Annotated in this window: 14 protein-coding genes; 6 read left to right on the top strand and 8 right to left on the bottom strand. The window is 68.6% G+C overall.

All coding sequences use genetic code 11. From position 1 onward, the window contains the following. Positions 1–555 (top strand): AMP nucleosidase (locus tag Q8M82_RS16750; protein WP_305692459.1); only part of this gene is annotated, 555 nt, incomplete at its 5' end. Positions 556–696: 141 nt separating this feature from the next. Here Q8M82_RS16750 and Q8M82_RS16745 read toward each other — a convergent pair. The 3 genes from Q8M82_RS16745 to Q8M82_RS16735 all read right to left on the bottom strand — a co-directional run bounded on the left by Q8M82_RS16745 (position 697) and on the right by Q8M82_RS16735 (position 3142). Continuing rightward, positions 697–1629 carry an aldo/keto reductase gene (locus tag Q8M82_RS16745; RefSeq protein WP_305692458.1) on the bottom strand — a complete coding sequence of 311 codons (933 nt, stop codon included), beginning with the start codon at positions 1627–1629 and terminating at the stop codon, positions 697–699. 101 nt (positions 1630–1730) lie between these two features. After that, positions 1731–2576 carry a universal stress protein gene (locus Q8M82_RS16740; protein ID WP_305692457.1) on the bottom strand — a complete coding sequence of 282 codons (846 nt, stop codon included), beginning with the start codon at positions 2574–2576 and terminating at the stop codon, positions 1731–1733. Positions 2577–2602: 26 nt separating this feature from the next. Continuing rightward, the gene (locus Q8M82_RS16735) at positions 2603–3142 is read right to left on the bottom strand and encodes a hypothetical protein (RefSeq protein WP_371126387.1); all 540 of its coding nucleotides are present in this window, start codon (positions 3140–3142) and stop codon (positions 2603–2605) included. On the opposite strand from Q8M82_RS16735, the gene Q8M82_RS16730 reads away from it, so the two are divergent. Beyond that, positions 3141–3980, top strand: coding sequence for a universal stress protein (locus Q8M82_RS16730; RefSeq protein ID WP_305692456.1), 840 nt, complete (start codon positions 3141–3143; stop codon positions 3978–3980). The genes Q8M82_RS16735 and Q8M82_RS16730 overlap by 2 nt on opposite strands. A 79-nt stretch (positions 3981–4059) precedes the next feature. Here the strand turns inward: Q8M82_RS16730 and typA are convergent, their stop codons facing one another. Both typA and Q8M82_RS16720 read right to left on the bottom strand, forming a co-directional pair. After that, positions 4060–5883, bottom strand: a complete 1824-nt coding sequence (gene typA, locus Q8M82_RS16725) for a translational GTPase TypA (RefSeq protein ID WP_305692455.1) — start codon at positions 5881–5883, stop codon at positions 4060–4062. Positions 5884–6059: 176 nt separating this feature from the next. Then, positions 6060–7421, bottom strand: a complete 1362-nt coding sequence (locus Q8M82_RS16720) for a TAXI family TRAP transporter solute-binding subunit (RefSeq protein ID WP_305692454.1) — start codon at positions 7419–7421, stop codon at positions 6060–6062. Between the two features lie 61 nt (positions 7422–7482). Between Q8M82_RS16720 and Q8M82_RS16715 the strand changes: the two genes are divergently transcribed. The 3 genes from Q8M82_RS16715 (at position 7483) to Q8M82_RS16705 (ending at position 11447) form a co-directional block, all read left to right on the top strand. Next, positions 7483–8169, top strand: a complete 687-nt coding sequence (locus Q8M82_RS16715) for a phosphoribosylanthranilate isomerase (RefSeq protein WP_305692453.1) — start codon at positions 7483–7485, stop codon at positions 8167–8169. After that, positions 8166–9383 (top strand): tryptophan synthase subunit beta, encoded by a 1218-nt coding sequence (trpB, locus tag Q8M82_RS16710; RefSeq protein ID WP_305692452.1) that lies wholly within the window; start codon positions 8166–8168, stop codon positions 9381–9383. The genes Q8M82_RS16715 and trpB overlap by 4 nt, the downstream gene beginning before the upstream one ends. 132 nt (positions 9384–9515) lie before the next feature. Then, complete coding sequence (locus Q8M82_RS16705; RefSeq protein ID WP_305692451.1) at positions 9516–11447, top strand: glycosyltransferase family 2 protein; 1932 nt, start codon at positions 9516–9518, stop codon at positions 11445–11447. On the opposite strand, the gene Q8M82_RS16700 is transcribed toward Q8M82_RS16705, so the two are convergent. From Q8M82_RS16700 to Q8M82_RS16690, 3 genes are all read right to left on the bottom strand, one after another. Next, a complete protein-coding gene (locus Q8M82_RS16700) occupies positions 11392–11985 on the bottom strand; it encodes an SCO family protein (RefSeq protein ID WP_305692450.1) in 594 nt (197 codons plus the stop codon). The two genes, Q8M82_RS16705 and Q8M82_RS16700, sit on opposite strands and share 56 nt — an antisense overlap. Before the next feature lie 45 nt (positions 11986–12030). Beyond that, positions 12031–12222: a hypothetical protein gene (locus tag Q8M82_RS16695; protein WP_305692449.1), complete on the bottom strand. Its 192-nt coding sequence runs from the start codon at positions 12220–12222 to the stop codon at positions 12031–12033. A 160-nt stretch (positions 12223–12382) separates the two neighbouring features. After that, the gene (locus Q8M82_RS16690) at positions 12383–12901 is read right to left on the bottom strand and encodes a YciE/YciF ferroxidase family protein (RefSeq protein ID WP_305692448.1); all 519 of its coding nucleotides are present in this window, start codon (positions 12899–12901) and stop codon (positions 12383–12385) included. A gap of 152 nt (positions 12902–13053) precedes the next feature. On the opposite strand from Q8M82_RS16690, the gene Q8M82_RS16685 reads away from it, so the two are divergent. Next, positions 13054–13353, top strand: a complete 300-nt coding sequence (locus Q8M82_RS16685) for a PepSY domain-containing protein (RefSeq protein ID WP_305692447.1) — start codon at positions 13054–13056, stop codon at positions 13351–13353. The last annotated feature ends 197 nt before the right edge of the window (positions 13354–13550 follow it).

Genomic DNA, 13550 nt, shown 5'->3' with positions numbered 1-13550 from the left:
CTGATGGTCGGCCATTGCGGGGGCCTGCGCCAGACACAGATCATCGGCGACTACGTTCTCGCCCATGCCTATCTGCGACAGGACGGCATCCTCGACGAGCTGGTGCCGCCCGACGTGCCCGTGCCGGCGCTGGCCGAGGTTCAGGTCGCGCTGCAGGAGGCGGCGGCCGAAGTCACCGGCGAGAAGGGCGACCAGCTCAAGAACCGGCTGCGCACCGGGACCGTGGTGACGCAGGACGACCGCAACTGGGAGCTGCGCTGGACCAAGGAACGGCGCCGGATCAACCTGTCGCGCGCCATCGCGGTCGACATGGAATCGGGCACGATCGCGGCCCAGGGCTACCGCTTACGGGTGCCCTATGGCACGCTTCTGTGCGTCTCCGACAAGCCGCTGCATGGCGAGATCAAGCTGCCGGGAGCGGCCAACGCCTTCTATGAGCGCGCCGTCGGCGAGCATCTGCGCATCGGGCTGGCGGCGCTCGAGAAGCTCAAGAAGGCCGGCTCGACGATCCATTCGCGCAAGCTGCGCAGCTTCGACGAGCCGCCGTTCCGGTAGAGCACTCGCGTTTTCCGGAAACCACGACGTCATCCCGGGCTTGCCCCGGGATCCATCGGAGGGCTCCGGATCTCTAGGATGGATCCCGGAGCGGCGCTGCTGCGCAGCTTGTCCGGGATGACGGTGTGGTTCCGACGAAACCTAGACCGTGATGCGGTCGATCTCGGCGAGCTCATCCGCCGTCAGTGTCCAGTCGGCCGCTTTCACATTGGCGGCGATCTGCTCCGGCCGGGTGGCGCCGGCGATGACGCTGGAGACGACCGGCTGGGCGGCGAGCCAGGAGAAGGCGAGCTCGACCGGTGTCCTGCCGCGCGCCTCGCAGAAGTCGGTCAGCGCCTCGATCCTGGCCCAGTTGGCATCGCTGAAGATCTGGCCGGCACGCTCGGGCAGCTTGGTCAGGCGCGCGCCGTCGGGCATCGGGGCGTTGCGCTTGTACTTGCCAGTCAGCGCGCCGTTGGCGAGCGGGAAATAGGGCAGCAGGCCCATGCCGTAATGCTTGAGCGCCGGGATCAGGTCCTTCTCGGCGCCGCGCTTGAGCAGGCTGTATTCGTCCTGCGCCGAGGCGAAGCCGGGCAGGCGCAGATCGCGCGCCGTCCATTGCGCATCCGCGACCTGCCAGGCCGGCATGTTGGAGCAGCCGGTGTAGCGGACCTTGCCTTGTGTCACGAGATCCTCGAGGGCGCGCAGCGTCTCGTCGATCGGGGTGAGCGGGTCGGGCGTGTGGAATTGGTAGAGATCGATCCAATCCGTCTTCAACCGCGTCAGGGACTCCTCGACGGCGCTCATGATGTAGCGGCGCGAGCCGCCCTGGCCGCCATGAAACATCTTCATGCCGAACTTCGAGGCCAGGACGATGTCCTTGCGACGCGCGCCCAGCACCTCGCCGAGCACACGCTCGGAGCCCGCTTTCTCGCCATAGATGTCGGCGGTGTCGAACAGGGTGATGCCGTGCTCGATCGCGGCATTGACCACCTTGCGCGTGGCCTCGTCGTCGATACGGCCGCCGAAATTGTTGCAGCCGAGGCCGACGAGAGAGACGCGCAGGCCGGAACGGCCGAGATTGCGGAACTGCATGGGGCTCTCCTGATCGGGGACAGCCCAGAGGACCAGAGCCAGGTTGCCGTCGCAAGGCCGCCTGTGGCCTGTGCCGCTGCGCCAGACGCAAGGCGGTCGGCTCAGTGGGACATCAGGCAGCAGACCGGTGTGGCCTGAATGAGTTCCTGAGTGACGCCGCCGAAGATCCATTCGCGCAGGCGGCTATGGCCATAAGCTCCCGCCACGATCAGATCCGCACCCTGATGCCGGACCAGATCCGTGATCTCCCCGACGATCGAGCCCCCGCCCTTCGGCCGCAGCACCGGGCGGGCGGCGATGCCATATTTCGCGAGATAGCTGCAGACATCCTGGGCGGCGGCGTCATCCTGATCGGTGCCGACGGAGAGTACGCAGACCATCTCCGCCCGGACCAGGAAGGGCAGCGCATCCTGCAGGGCGCGACGCGATTCGCGCGTATCCTTCCAGGCCACCACCACGCTGCGCGCCGCGAGGGCGTCGATTCCGGGCGGAACGACCAGGATCGGCCGCCCCAGTTCCATGACGATGTCGCCGGGTGCGATGCCCATCCGCCCCAGCGCCGGGTCACCCGGTCCCTGACGCCCGAGGACGACGAGATCGGCCGCGCGCGACTGGGTCAGGAGGAACTGGCGGGTCTGCTCGATCGCGCTGCGCCATTCGAGCGCGACGCCGTCGGCCGCGCTGCGGAAGAGCGCCTCCGCCTTGGCCAGATCCTCGAGCAGGACCGCGCGGCCGTTCTCCACCACCACGGCATCGACCATGCCCGCGCTGTCCCCGTAATAGGGCAGTTCAATCTGGTCGGCACCGAGACCGATCAGGCGACAGGAAAGAGACTTCGCCAGCCTGGCCGCGAAGTGGATCGTGTGTTCGCACCCGGCCCCGAGATGCACCGGCACGAGCAGCGTGCCAATGCCCAGGGGCTGGGCGGTCATCGTGAGGGTCGACATGGCTTTCGGTCTCCGTCGCGCGGGCTTCAGGAGGCGTCAACGGCTGCCGACACCCCGGCGGGCCTGATGGTGACGACCCTGTAGGGCAGGAAATCGCCGTCCTGCTCGCGGATCGAGACATACTCCCCGATCTGGAAGCGATGCCGGTCCAGCTTGTAGCCGAACTCGTCATCCTCGCTCGAGGCATCGTCGTAATCGATGCCCCAGTTCGCCCCGCCTTCGCCGCCGGGCCGGTGCACGAGCCAGCCATGGCGGTCGGGCTCGCCGGGGCGAAAGCGCCGCACGCGGCATTTGTCGCGGGACGCCTGCCATTCCTGCGCGACGAGCCTGCCCTCGGCATTGAGCGGGGCGGTGATCTCGTAGCCGTCGCGGCTGCTGCCTTCGGGCTGCGCCGGGTTGCGCCCCAGATGAAGCGAGATGCGCTGAAGCATGGTGCCGTTCCTCCGTCGATCGCCGACAACGGCACTGTTCCACCAATCGGAGCGCGAAGGATTGATCCAGCGCAAGGGGTCGGCCGCGCATTCGGGCAAGCTGTCGGCAACAGCAACCCCTTGGAGGATCGCCATGCCCCTCTCGATCAAGAGCGTTCTCGTCGGTTTCACCGAGGATGGACGCGGCAACCACAGCTCAGCCGTTGCCTATGCGATCTCGCTCTCGCAGGCGGCCGACGCCCATCTCACCCTGGAAGCCGCCTCGATGCGCTATGCGGTGCCGGGATCGCTGGTCGGTGCCTTCGGCGCCGAGCTCATCGCCCATGAGAACCGCCGCATCGCGGAGCTGGCCGAGGCCTTCGCCGAACAGTCCAAGGGCCGGGCCGATCTCGCCGGCGTCGTCTGCACAGTGGAGACCCCGTCCCTCGTCTTCGCCAGCCTCTGCGACCGGCTGCTCGCCCATGCCCGCGTGCACGACGTCACCGTACTGGACATGGAGACCGATCCGGTCCAGCGCGACCGCGGGCTGATCGAGGCGGCCCTGTTCGACAGTGGCCGCCCGGTCCTGATCGTGCCGCCCGGCAGCGAGCGCTACGCCGCCCGGCGCATCGTGATCGCCTGGGACGGCGGCGCCTCCGCGGCGCGCGCCGTCGCCGATGCGCTGCCCTTCCTCAAGGAGGCGGAGGAGGTCGAGATCGTCACCGTCACCGGCGAGAAGGATCTCGCCGGACGGCTTCCCGGCACCGACCTCGCCCCGCATCTGGCGCGGCACGGCATCAAGGTGAGCGTGCGCAACGTCGCGCTCGGCGAGGCGGACGTCGCCAGCGAAATCCGCCAGGCGGCTACCGGCTTCGCGGCCGATCTCATCGTCTGCGGCGCCTACAAGCACTCTCGCCTGCGCGAGTGGCTTCTCGGCGGCGTGACGCAGTCGCTGCTGCGCGCGTGCAAACTGCCGATCCTGATGAGCCATTGAGCGCGGCGGCTCTCAGCCGAAACGACGAAGGGCGGGCCTTCCGGCCCGCCCTTCGAACATCGGTCAGGACCGTCCGCCGTCAGGCGACGTCCTGCTTCATCTTCTGCGAGCGCTTGCGCTCGTTGGGGTCGAGGATCGCCTTGCGCAGACGGATCGACTTCGGCGTCACCTCGACCAGCTCGTCGTCGTCGATCCAGGCCAGCGAGCGCTCCAGCGTCATCCGGATCGGCGGGGTCAGGCGCACGGCCTCGTCCTTCGAGGTGGTGCGAATGTTGGTGAGCTTCTTGCCCTTGAGGACGTTCACCTCGAGATCGTTCTCGCGGGTGTGCTCGCCCACGATCATGCCCTGATAGACCTTCCAGCCGGGCTCGATCATCATCGGGCCACGGTCTTCCAGGTTCCAGAGTGCGTAGGCGACGGCCTCGCCGGTCTCCATCGCGATCAGCACGCCGTTGCGGCGGCCGCCGATCTCGCCCTTGTAGGGCATGTAGGCATGGAACAGGCGGTTCATGATCGCGGTGCCGCGGGTGTCGGTCAGGAGTTCGCCCTGATAGCCGATCAGGCCGCGCGTCGGGGCGTGGAAGACCAGGCGCAGGCGATTGCCGCCGGACGGGCGCATCTCCAGCATGTCGGCCTTGCGCTCGGACATCTTCTGGATGACGACGCCGGAATGCTCCTCGTCGACGTCGATGATGACCTCTTCGATCGGCTCCAGCAGGCTGCCGGCCTCGTCGCGTCGCAGCACGACGCGCGGACGCGAGACGCCGAGCTCGAAGCCCTCGCGGCGCATCTGCTCGATCAGGATGGCGAGCTGCAGTTCGCCTCGGCCCGAGACGATATAGCTGTCCTTGTCAGTGGATTCATCGATCTTCAGCGCGACATTGCCCTCGGCCTCCTTGAAGAGGCGGTCGCGGATGACGCGGGTCGTGACCTTGTCGCCCTCGGTGCCGGCCAGCGGCGAATCGTTGACCATGAAGGTCATCGACACGGTCGGCGGATCGATCGGCTGGGCCTTGATCGGGGTCTCGACGGTGGGGTCGCAGAAGGTGTCGGCGACCGAACCCTTCACCAGGCCGGCGATCGAGACGATGTCGCCGGGAATGGCTTCCTCGATCGGGGTGCGCTCGAGGCCACGGAAAGCCAGGATCTTGGTGATGCGGCCGGTCTCGACCAGCGTGCCGTCGCCCGACAGCACCTTGATCTGCTGGTTCGGCTTGGCCGAGCCGGAGACGACGCGGCCGGTGATGATGCGGCCGAGATAGGGGATGGCCTCCAGCAGCGTGCCGAGCATGCGGAACGGGCCTTCCTCGACCGTCGGCTCCGGCACATGGCTGAGGATGAGGTCGTACATCGGGGCCAGGCCCTGGTCCTGCGGACCGGCCGGGTCATGCGCCATCCAGCCCTGCTTGCCCGAACCGTAGAGGATCGGGAAGTCGAGCTGCTCGTCATTGGCATCGAGCGCGGCGAAGAGGTCGAAGACCTCGTTGATGACTTCGGTGACGCGGGCGTCGGGCTTGTCGACCTTGTTGATCGCCACGATCGGTCTGAGGCCGAGCTTGAGGGCCTTGGAGACCACGAACTTGGTCTGCGGCATCGGTCCCTCGGCGGCATCGACCAGCACGATGGCCGAATCGACCATGTTCAGGATGCGCTCGACCTCGCCGCCGAAATCGGCGTGGCCGGGGGTGTCGACGATGTTGATGCGGGTATCCTTCCAGACGACCGAGGTCGCCTTGGCGAGGATGGTGATGCCGCGCTCTTTCTCGAGCTCGTTGGAATCCATCACGCGCTCGATGACGCGCTGGTTGTCGCGGTAGGTGCCCGACTGCTGCAGGAGCTTGTCGACGAGCGTGGTTTTGCCGTGGTCGACGTGGGCGATGATCGCGATATTGCGCATGGACATGCGGGCAGGGCCTTTTTCATGGCCACAAGCCGGCGAGGATCGATGCCCTGCCGGCGCAGCCCGTCTCGAGGAAACTGGAATTCGCTGCGCTGCACATAAACGTTGACGGGCGTTTGAGCAACCACGAACGGCCCGGTCGCCGGGCGCAAGGTGAATCGGGGCTGCGCGCGACGTGGTCAGATCTGGACGGAGGCCGCCCTGATCTTGGCCTCGACCACGGCGCGGCTGACCTGGTCGAAGACCAGGCGATAGGCGGCGATGGCGGAGGAATCGAGATTGCCCTCCCCGAAATCGCCGAGGACCTCGAGCAGGATCGCATCGGCCTGGGCCCGATACGCGTCGAGCGCCTCGACATCCGTGGCGACGCGAATCTGCGGCAGGATCGCCAGCAGCCGGTCGAGCCCCAGCATGGCCTGGCGGCGCCGGGCGGCGCTCTCGCGCCCGAGCAGGCCGGCCGCGCCGGTGCCAAACAGCGACAGCGCCATGACGCCGAGATAGAACCAGTCGCCATAGCGCTCGAAGAAGGTCTTCTGCTCGCCATCGATGAAAGCGGCGGCACCGGGATGGACGGGCAGCGGCGCGTCCTTGTCGGTCGCGGGCGTCTCGAGCCCCTGAATCTGCGGCAACTCCGCCGCCAGCGTCACGCGCAACCCGAGCAGCGAACTGACCAGATTGCCGACGACGTCCTCGTCGAGATCCTGGGAGGCGACGAGACGCGAGGTGATGGCGATGGTCGGCAGGTTCTCCGACGGGCGCGGCGGGTCGCCGCCGAGCGCGCCGCGCACGATCTCGCCGGTCTCGATGGTGCGGATACGGGCCGCCAGCGCGTCCGCCTCGCGGATCGGGATCAGGACGGGATCCTCCCCCCAGGCCGAGCGCAGGCGCCCGGCCCCGTCTCCGCCGGCCCTGGCCCCCACCGCATTGATGCTGAAAAAGGCGTCGATGCGCCGCTGCTTCGCCGCGGGCACGATCTCGTCGGGAGTCAGCCCGACGATCTGCACGTCCTCCGGACCGACCTCGTACTGGGCCAGCACGAGCTTGAGCAGGGCGATGTTGCCCTGCGGGTTGCGCACGACGCCGACGCGCCTGCCGCGGAGATCGGCGATGCGGCCGATCGCGCTATCCTTGTCCGTGATCAGGAAGGGGAAGGAGCGACGGGTGATGAGCGCCGTATCAGCCTTGGCCGGCAGCGCGATGTCGGGCCGGACGATGGCGAGCTCGGCGTCGCCGGCATCGACCTTGCGCGCACTTTCCTCCGAGCCCTCGGTGAGAATGAGCCTGAGGCGGATCTGGGATTTCTCGCGGTTCAGCCCCTGGACGAAGCCCGCCGCCATGCGGGCATCCTCGGAGCCCAGTGGCCCCACGGCGAGACGCAGCGTCCGCGGCTGGCTGGCGACGTAGAAGCCCGCCGCGGTGATGCCGGCCAGCGCCAGCAGCCCCGCGAGAATGGTGAAACCGCGCCGCCCCTTGCCGAACAATCGAGTCCGCCCGCCCTGTCGCCGCTTCGCTTCGCCGGCATCGCCTGGCTGCGCCAGCATTGCTTCGTCCGTCATCATGTCGCAAGTGCGGCTGCGATCACCTTCGTGTAAAGCCGGGCGGATGTCCGTCCCCGCGCAGCCCCTCGCCATCAAGATCTGCGGCCTCTCGACGCCCGAGACGCTGGAGGCCGCGCTGGCGGCCGGGGTCGAGATGATCGGCCTCGTCTTCCATCCCAAGAGCCCGCGCTTCGTGCAGCCGAAAGAGGCGGCGGCGCTGGCCGCACTGGCGCGCGGTCGTGCCGAGATCGTGGCCCTGATCGTCGACCGGGCCATCGGCGAGGTGACGGAACTCGTTGAGGCCGTCCGGCCGGACTGGCTGCAATTGCATGGTCGCGAAACGCCGGAGGCGGTGCGCGCCGTCAAGGCCGCGACCGGGCTGCGTGCGATCAAGGCGCTCGGCGTCGCGGACCGGCACGATCTCGCCGCGTTGGCCGCCTATGACGGTATCGCGGACCGCATCCTGCTCGACGCCAAGCCGCCGAAGGACGCCGCCTATCCCGGCGGGCACGGGCGCGCTTTCGACTGGTCGATCCTGGCGGCGCTCGACCGGGCTTCGCCCTTCATGCTATCGGGCGGGCTCGATCCGGCGAATGTCGCGCAGGCCATCACGATGGCACGGCCCTGGGGTGTCGACGTCTCCTCCGGGGTGGAGCGGGCGCCCGGCGTCAAGGATGTCGACCGGATCAGGGATTTCGTCGTCGCGGCCCGCGCCGCGGCGGCCGCAGCAACAGAGGCAGGCCGGACATGAACGCCCCCCAGAACCCGAACACCTACCGCTCCGGCCCCGACGAGAACGGCCGCTTCGGCCTGTTCGGCGGGCGCTTCGTCGCCGAGACGCTGATGCCGCTCGTGCTCTCGCTGGAGCAGGCCTATGAGGCCGCCAAGGTCGATCCCGGCTTCCAGGCCGACATGGCCAATTATCTCAAGCACTATGTCGGGCGGCCTTCGCCGCTCTATTTCGCCGAGCGCATGACGGACCATCTCGGCGGCGCGAAGATCTATTTCAAGCGCGACGAGCTCAACCACACCGGCGCGCACAAGGTCAACAACGTGCTCGGCCAGATCCTGCTGGCGCGGCGCATGGGCAAGAAGCGCATCATCGCCGAGACCGGCGCCGGCCAGCACGGTGTCGCCACTGCGACGCTCTGCGCCCGCTTCGGCCTGGAGTGCATCGTCTACATGGGCGCCGTCGACGTCGCCCGGCAGGCCAGCAACGTCTTCCGCATGAAGATGCTCGGCGCCAGCGTCGTGCCCGTCCAGTCCGGCACCAAGACGCTCAAGGACGCGATGAACGAGGCGCTGCGCGACTGGGTGACCAATGTCGAGACGACCTTCTACTGCATCGGCACGGCGGCGGGTCCGCACCCCTATCCCGCCATGGTGCGCGACTTCCAGTCGGTGATCGGCAGCGAAACCCGCGAGCAGATGCTGGAGGCGGAAGGCCGCCTGCCGGATTCGCTGATCGCGGCGATCGGCGGCGGTTCGAATGCGATCGGCCTGTTCCACCCCTTCCTCGACGACCCGAGCGTCAGGATGTGGGGCGTCGAGGCGGCCGGCCACGGCCTCTCGACCGCGCAGCACGCGGCATCGCTGACCGGCGGCAAGCCCGGCGTCCTCCACGGCAACCGAACCTATCTGCTGATGGACGAGGACGGGCAGATCAAGGACGCGCATTCGATCTCGGCGGGGCTCGACTACCCCGGCATCGGCCCCGAGCATGCGTGGCTGCACGACACCGGGCGCGTCACCTATATCTCCGCCACCGATGACGAGGCGCTCTCGGCCTTCCAGCTCTGCTCGAAGCTCGAGGGCATCATCCCGGCGCTGGAGCCGGCGCATGCGCTGGCCAAGGTGATCGAACTCGCCCCGACCCTGCCGAAGGACCACCTGATGGTGATGAATCTCTGCGGGCGCGGCGACAAGGACATCCCGCAGGTGGCGGAAATCCTCGGCGGCATGTGAGCAAACATTCCCGCTCCGGCGGAAAAATCGCGACGCCCCCCTCGACTCATCGCCCCGATCCGGCAACCATGAGTTGTCCCGGCCCATCTGGCCCGGGACAGACGCAGCGTTGCGTGGGGCGGAACCGGGCCGGTGGGGGGCAGCGGTCACGACAGGCATCCGGATCGTCCGGCGCCGGCCTCGGCCGGCCTGCCGGTCGAGATCGTTTTTCTCGCACGCCAGGGCATCGCGCCGGCCGATCTCGCCGAGGCGGCTCGACACGCCGAACGTAACCGGATCGAGCCCGCCCGCGAGGTGCTCGCGCGCGGGCTGATCGACGAGGAGGACTTCTACAGAGCGCTGGCCGCGGAGCTCGGCCTGCCCTTCCAGGCGGGCCCCTTCGCCCTGCGCCCTGGTGGCGAGCACGCGGCGATCCTGCGTGGCGGCATCGCACCCGTTTCGTCCGAGCGTGTCGGCCGCCTGCGCTTCGTCCTGGCTCCGGAAGGCCCGGCGCTGCGCAGGATGCTGGAGGCCGGGCCGCGGCGGCGCGACGATATCGCCGTCGTGACGCCGCGACGCTTCGCGGCCGCGCTCCGCGAGGCCAATGGCGAGAAGCTCGCGCTGCGCGCCGCCAATCGCGATGCGCCCGGCCTCGCCCGCGTCAGCGCCCGAACCGGCTCCAGCCGCGGCCAGCGCATCACGGCCGCCCTGCTCGCCACGGCTTTCGCGATGGGCGGCGTGCTGGCGCCGCTCGAGACCTTCTTCGCGGTGGCGCTGCTGCTCGGACCGCTGTTCCTCGGGCTGATCCTGCTGCGCCTCGGGGCCGCGATCGAGCAGCCTCTGCCCGATCTCTGGCGCCGGCATCGCTGGCGCGTCGACGACAGCCGGCTGCCCGTCTATACCGTCGCCATTCCGCTCTACCGCGAGGAGGCGGTGCTGGAACAGATGCTCGGCGCTCTCCGGCAGCTCGACTATCCGCCGGCGAAGCTCGACATCCGCCTGCTGATCGAGGCAGACGACCCCGGCATGCAGCGCGCACTGTCACTCATCCCGCTGCCGCCCGAGATCCAGGTCACGATCGTGCCGCCCGGCGAACCGCGGACCAAGCCGCGGGCGCTGAACCTCGCCTTGATCGAGGCCCGCGGCGAGCTGTTCACGATCTACGACGCCGAGGACATCCCCGACCCGCAGCAGCTGCGCATGGCGGCGGCGCGCTTCCTGCGCGCGCCGGAGGATCTCGCCTGCCTGCAGGCGCGCCTCGTGATCGACCATCCGGGCGAAGGGCTGCTCCCGGCCCTGTTCGCGCTGGAATATGCCGGGCTGTTCGAGGTGCTGAACCCCGGCCTGCTGAGAGCGGGCCTGCCGATCATGCTGGGAGGCACCTCCAACCATTTCCGCACGGGCGCGCTGCGGGCGGTCGGTGGCTGGGATGCGTGGAACGTCACGGAGGATGCCGATCTCGGCGTCAGGCTGGCGCGCGCCGGCTACCGCATGGGCGACCTGCCCTCGCAGACGCGGGAAGAAGCCCCGCTGACGCTGCGGGCCTGGCTGAAACAGCGCGCTCGCTGGATCAAGGGCTACATGCAGACGCTGGTGACGCATTCGCGCGCGCCGCTGACGGTGCTGCGCGAAGCGGGGCTGCCGGCCGCCTTCGCCTTCCTCTCGCTCGGGCTCGGCACGGTCGTCACCGCGCTGGCCTATCCGGTCTTCGCCGTCGCCGCCTTCCTGGCCTGGCGCGAGGGCTCGCTCCTGGCGCCCACGCATGTCTTCGGCAGCGTCGCCTCGGCGCTGGCGGTCAGCGTCTGGCTGTTCGGCACGGTGGCGCTGTTCCTGCCGCCGGCGCTGGGGGCGCTGCGCCGCGGCTCACCGAAGCTCCTCCTGCTGCTGCCGTTGCTGCCGCTCTATTACGGGCTGGTCTGCATCGCGGCCTGGATGGCGCTGCACGAGTACAGGACCCGGCGCTTTGCCTGGAACAAGACGGCGCATGGGCTGGCGCGGCAGCGGGCGCCGCTCGCCGAGGAGGGCGTGCCTACTGGTGACGCAGCCATTCCTGCGCCGCCTGGGCCGGCGGCTGCTCGATGTTGAAGGCGCCGATGAAGCCGCCATCCTTGCCCATGAGATAGACGAGCGCGGTGTGGTCCATGGTGTAGTCGTCGCCCTGGAGCGGGACCTTGCGGGCATAGGCGCGGTAGGCCTTGATCATCGCGTCGATGGCGGGACGATCCCCGCTCAGGCCGACGATGCGCGGATCGAAGGAGCCGAGATAGCTCTTCATGATCTCGGGCGTGTCGCGCTCGGGGTCGACTGTCACGAAGAGTGCGCGCAGCTTCTCGCCCTTCGGCCCGGCCGCGCGCAGCACCTCGGAAATCTCGAAGAGCTTTGTCGGGCAGATGTCCGGGCAATGGGTGAAGCCAAAGAAGACCAGGAAGGGTGCGCCGCGCAGATCCTGGTCGGTCAGCGTCCTGCCCTCCTGCGTCGTCAGGGCGAAGGGCCCGCCGACGCTCGCCGTGCCCGTGCCGGACTGGCCCTGTCGCCCCGGCGCGAAGGTGACGATGGCCGCGGCGGCGAGCACGAGCGCGCCGGCGAGGAAGACGACGAGGGGCAGGATGAGACGGCGGTTCACGGGAGCGGTCCTGTCGGGAGCCTGAGAGCGGCGCGGCGATGCGCGTCAGAAACAGGCGACGATGGCGGCGATGAGGCCATCGGTGAAAAGACGGTCGCCCTCGCGCCACCACAGCATGAGCCCGGCCAGCAGCAGCGTCAGGGCGGCACCGCACAGGAGCAGGATGCCGAGCCGCGAGGCGGCCACGTCCTGCGCCCGGTCGACCTCCGACATCCCGGCTTCGTCACGACTGGTCATGTGGACGAGCATACAGACAGGCGGCGCTATCCGGAAGCGGCATCCGTGACGCAGACCCCCGCCCCACCAGGCCAGAGCCATTCGAACCGCCCGTCTCGAACCGCGGACATGACGAGGCCCGCCGCGTGCCGCGCGGCGGGCCTCACCTGGACGTCCGCGATCAGGCTGCCTTGGCGACGGCCGCCTTGTTCGCCGGGCCGCCGAGCTGGGTCAGCGCCTTGTCGGTCTTGGTTTCCTCGGCCAGCGTCTCGTCGAGCAGCTTGACCGCGTCCTTGTGCCCGAGCTGGGCGGCCCAGGCCTTCAGCGTGCCGTAGCGCGCGATCTCGTAATGCTCCACGGCCTGAGCGGAGGCGACGAGGCCGGCATCGAGCGCCGGGCTGCCGGCATAATCTTCCATCACGGCCTTGCCCTCGTCGAGGATGCCGAGGATGGCGTCGCAGGTCTTGCCGCGAGGCGCCTTGCCGATCAGCTCGAAGACATCGCCGAGGCGCTCGATCTGGCCTTCCGTCTCGGCCTTGTGGGTCTCGAAGGCCTTCTTCAGCTCGGGTGACGTCGCCGCCTTCGCCATTTTCGGCAGAGCCTTCAGGATCTGCTTCTCGGCGTAATAGACGTCCTTGAGCATGTCGTGGAACAGCTCGTCGAGCGGTTTGGGATCGGACTGCTTGGTGTTGGTGGCCATCAATATTCTCCGGGGGTTGCCTGGTCGCCCAACCGCAGAGAACCGGCTCTGTTCCACTCCCGTTCGCAGGTTTATTTCGGGAACTCTTTCGAGCACTCTGCCGTTTCCTTGAGCATCAGCGGCCACGCCGCCCCGCCTCACGGAGACTCCCCATGAAGAAGCTGCTCATCGCGACGATGCTCGTCTCGGCGACCTCGTTCGGCGCCCTGGCGCAGACCTCGACCACCTCGCCGATGCCCGCGCCCCAGGCCGACACCGACAAGAACGCTCCCCTGCCCGGCGCCAACAGCTTCACCGAGGGTCAGGCCAAGAGCCGGCTCGAGGCGAACGGCTATTCCAACGTGACCGAACTCAAGAAGGACGAGAACGGCGTCTGGAAGGGCATGGCGATGCATGCCGGTGCCCGGGTCAACGTCTCCGTCGATTATCGCGGCAACATCGTCCGCAACTGACCCGTCCTGTCCAAAACCAGCTACCGGAGGTCACCATGACCCGCACCATCACCCGTTCCTATGACAGCTACACGATCGCCGCCGACGTGGTCGAGCGGCTCGAGACGGCCGGAATCCCGGCATCCGACATCAGTCTGGTCGGGCGCAACGAGCGCGGCGAGGAGAGCAACGCGGCCGAGGGCGCCGGCATCGGTGCC

Source organism: Allobosea sp. (assembly GCF_030694325.1).
Taxonomy (GTDB): Bacteria; Pseudomonadota; Alphaproteobacteria; order Rhizobiales; family Beijerinckiaceae; genus Allobosea.
The sequence above is the reverse complement of the archived record's forward strand: the minus strand, read 5'-3'. Positions and strand labels throughout refer to the sequence as shown.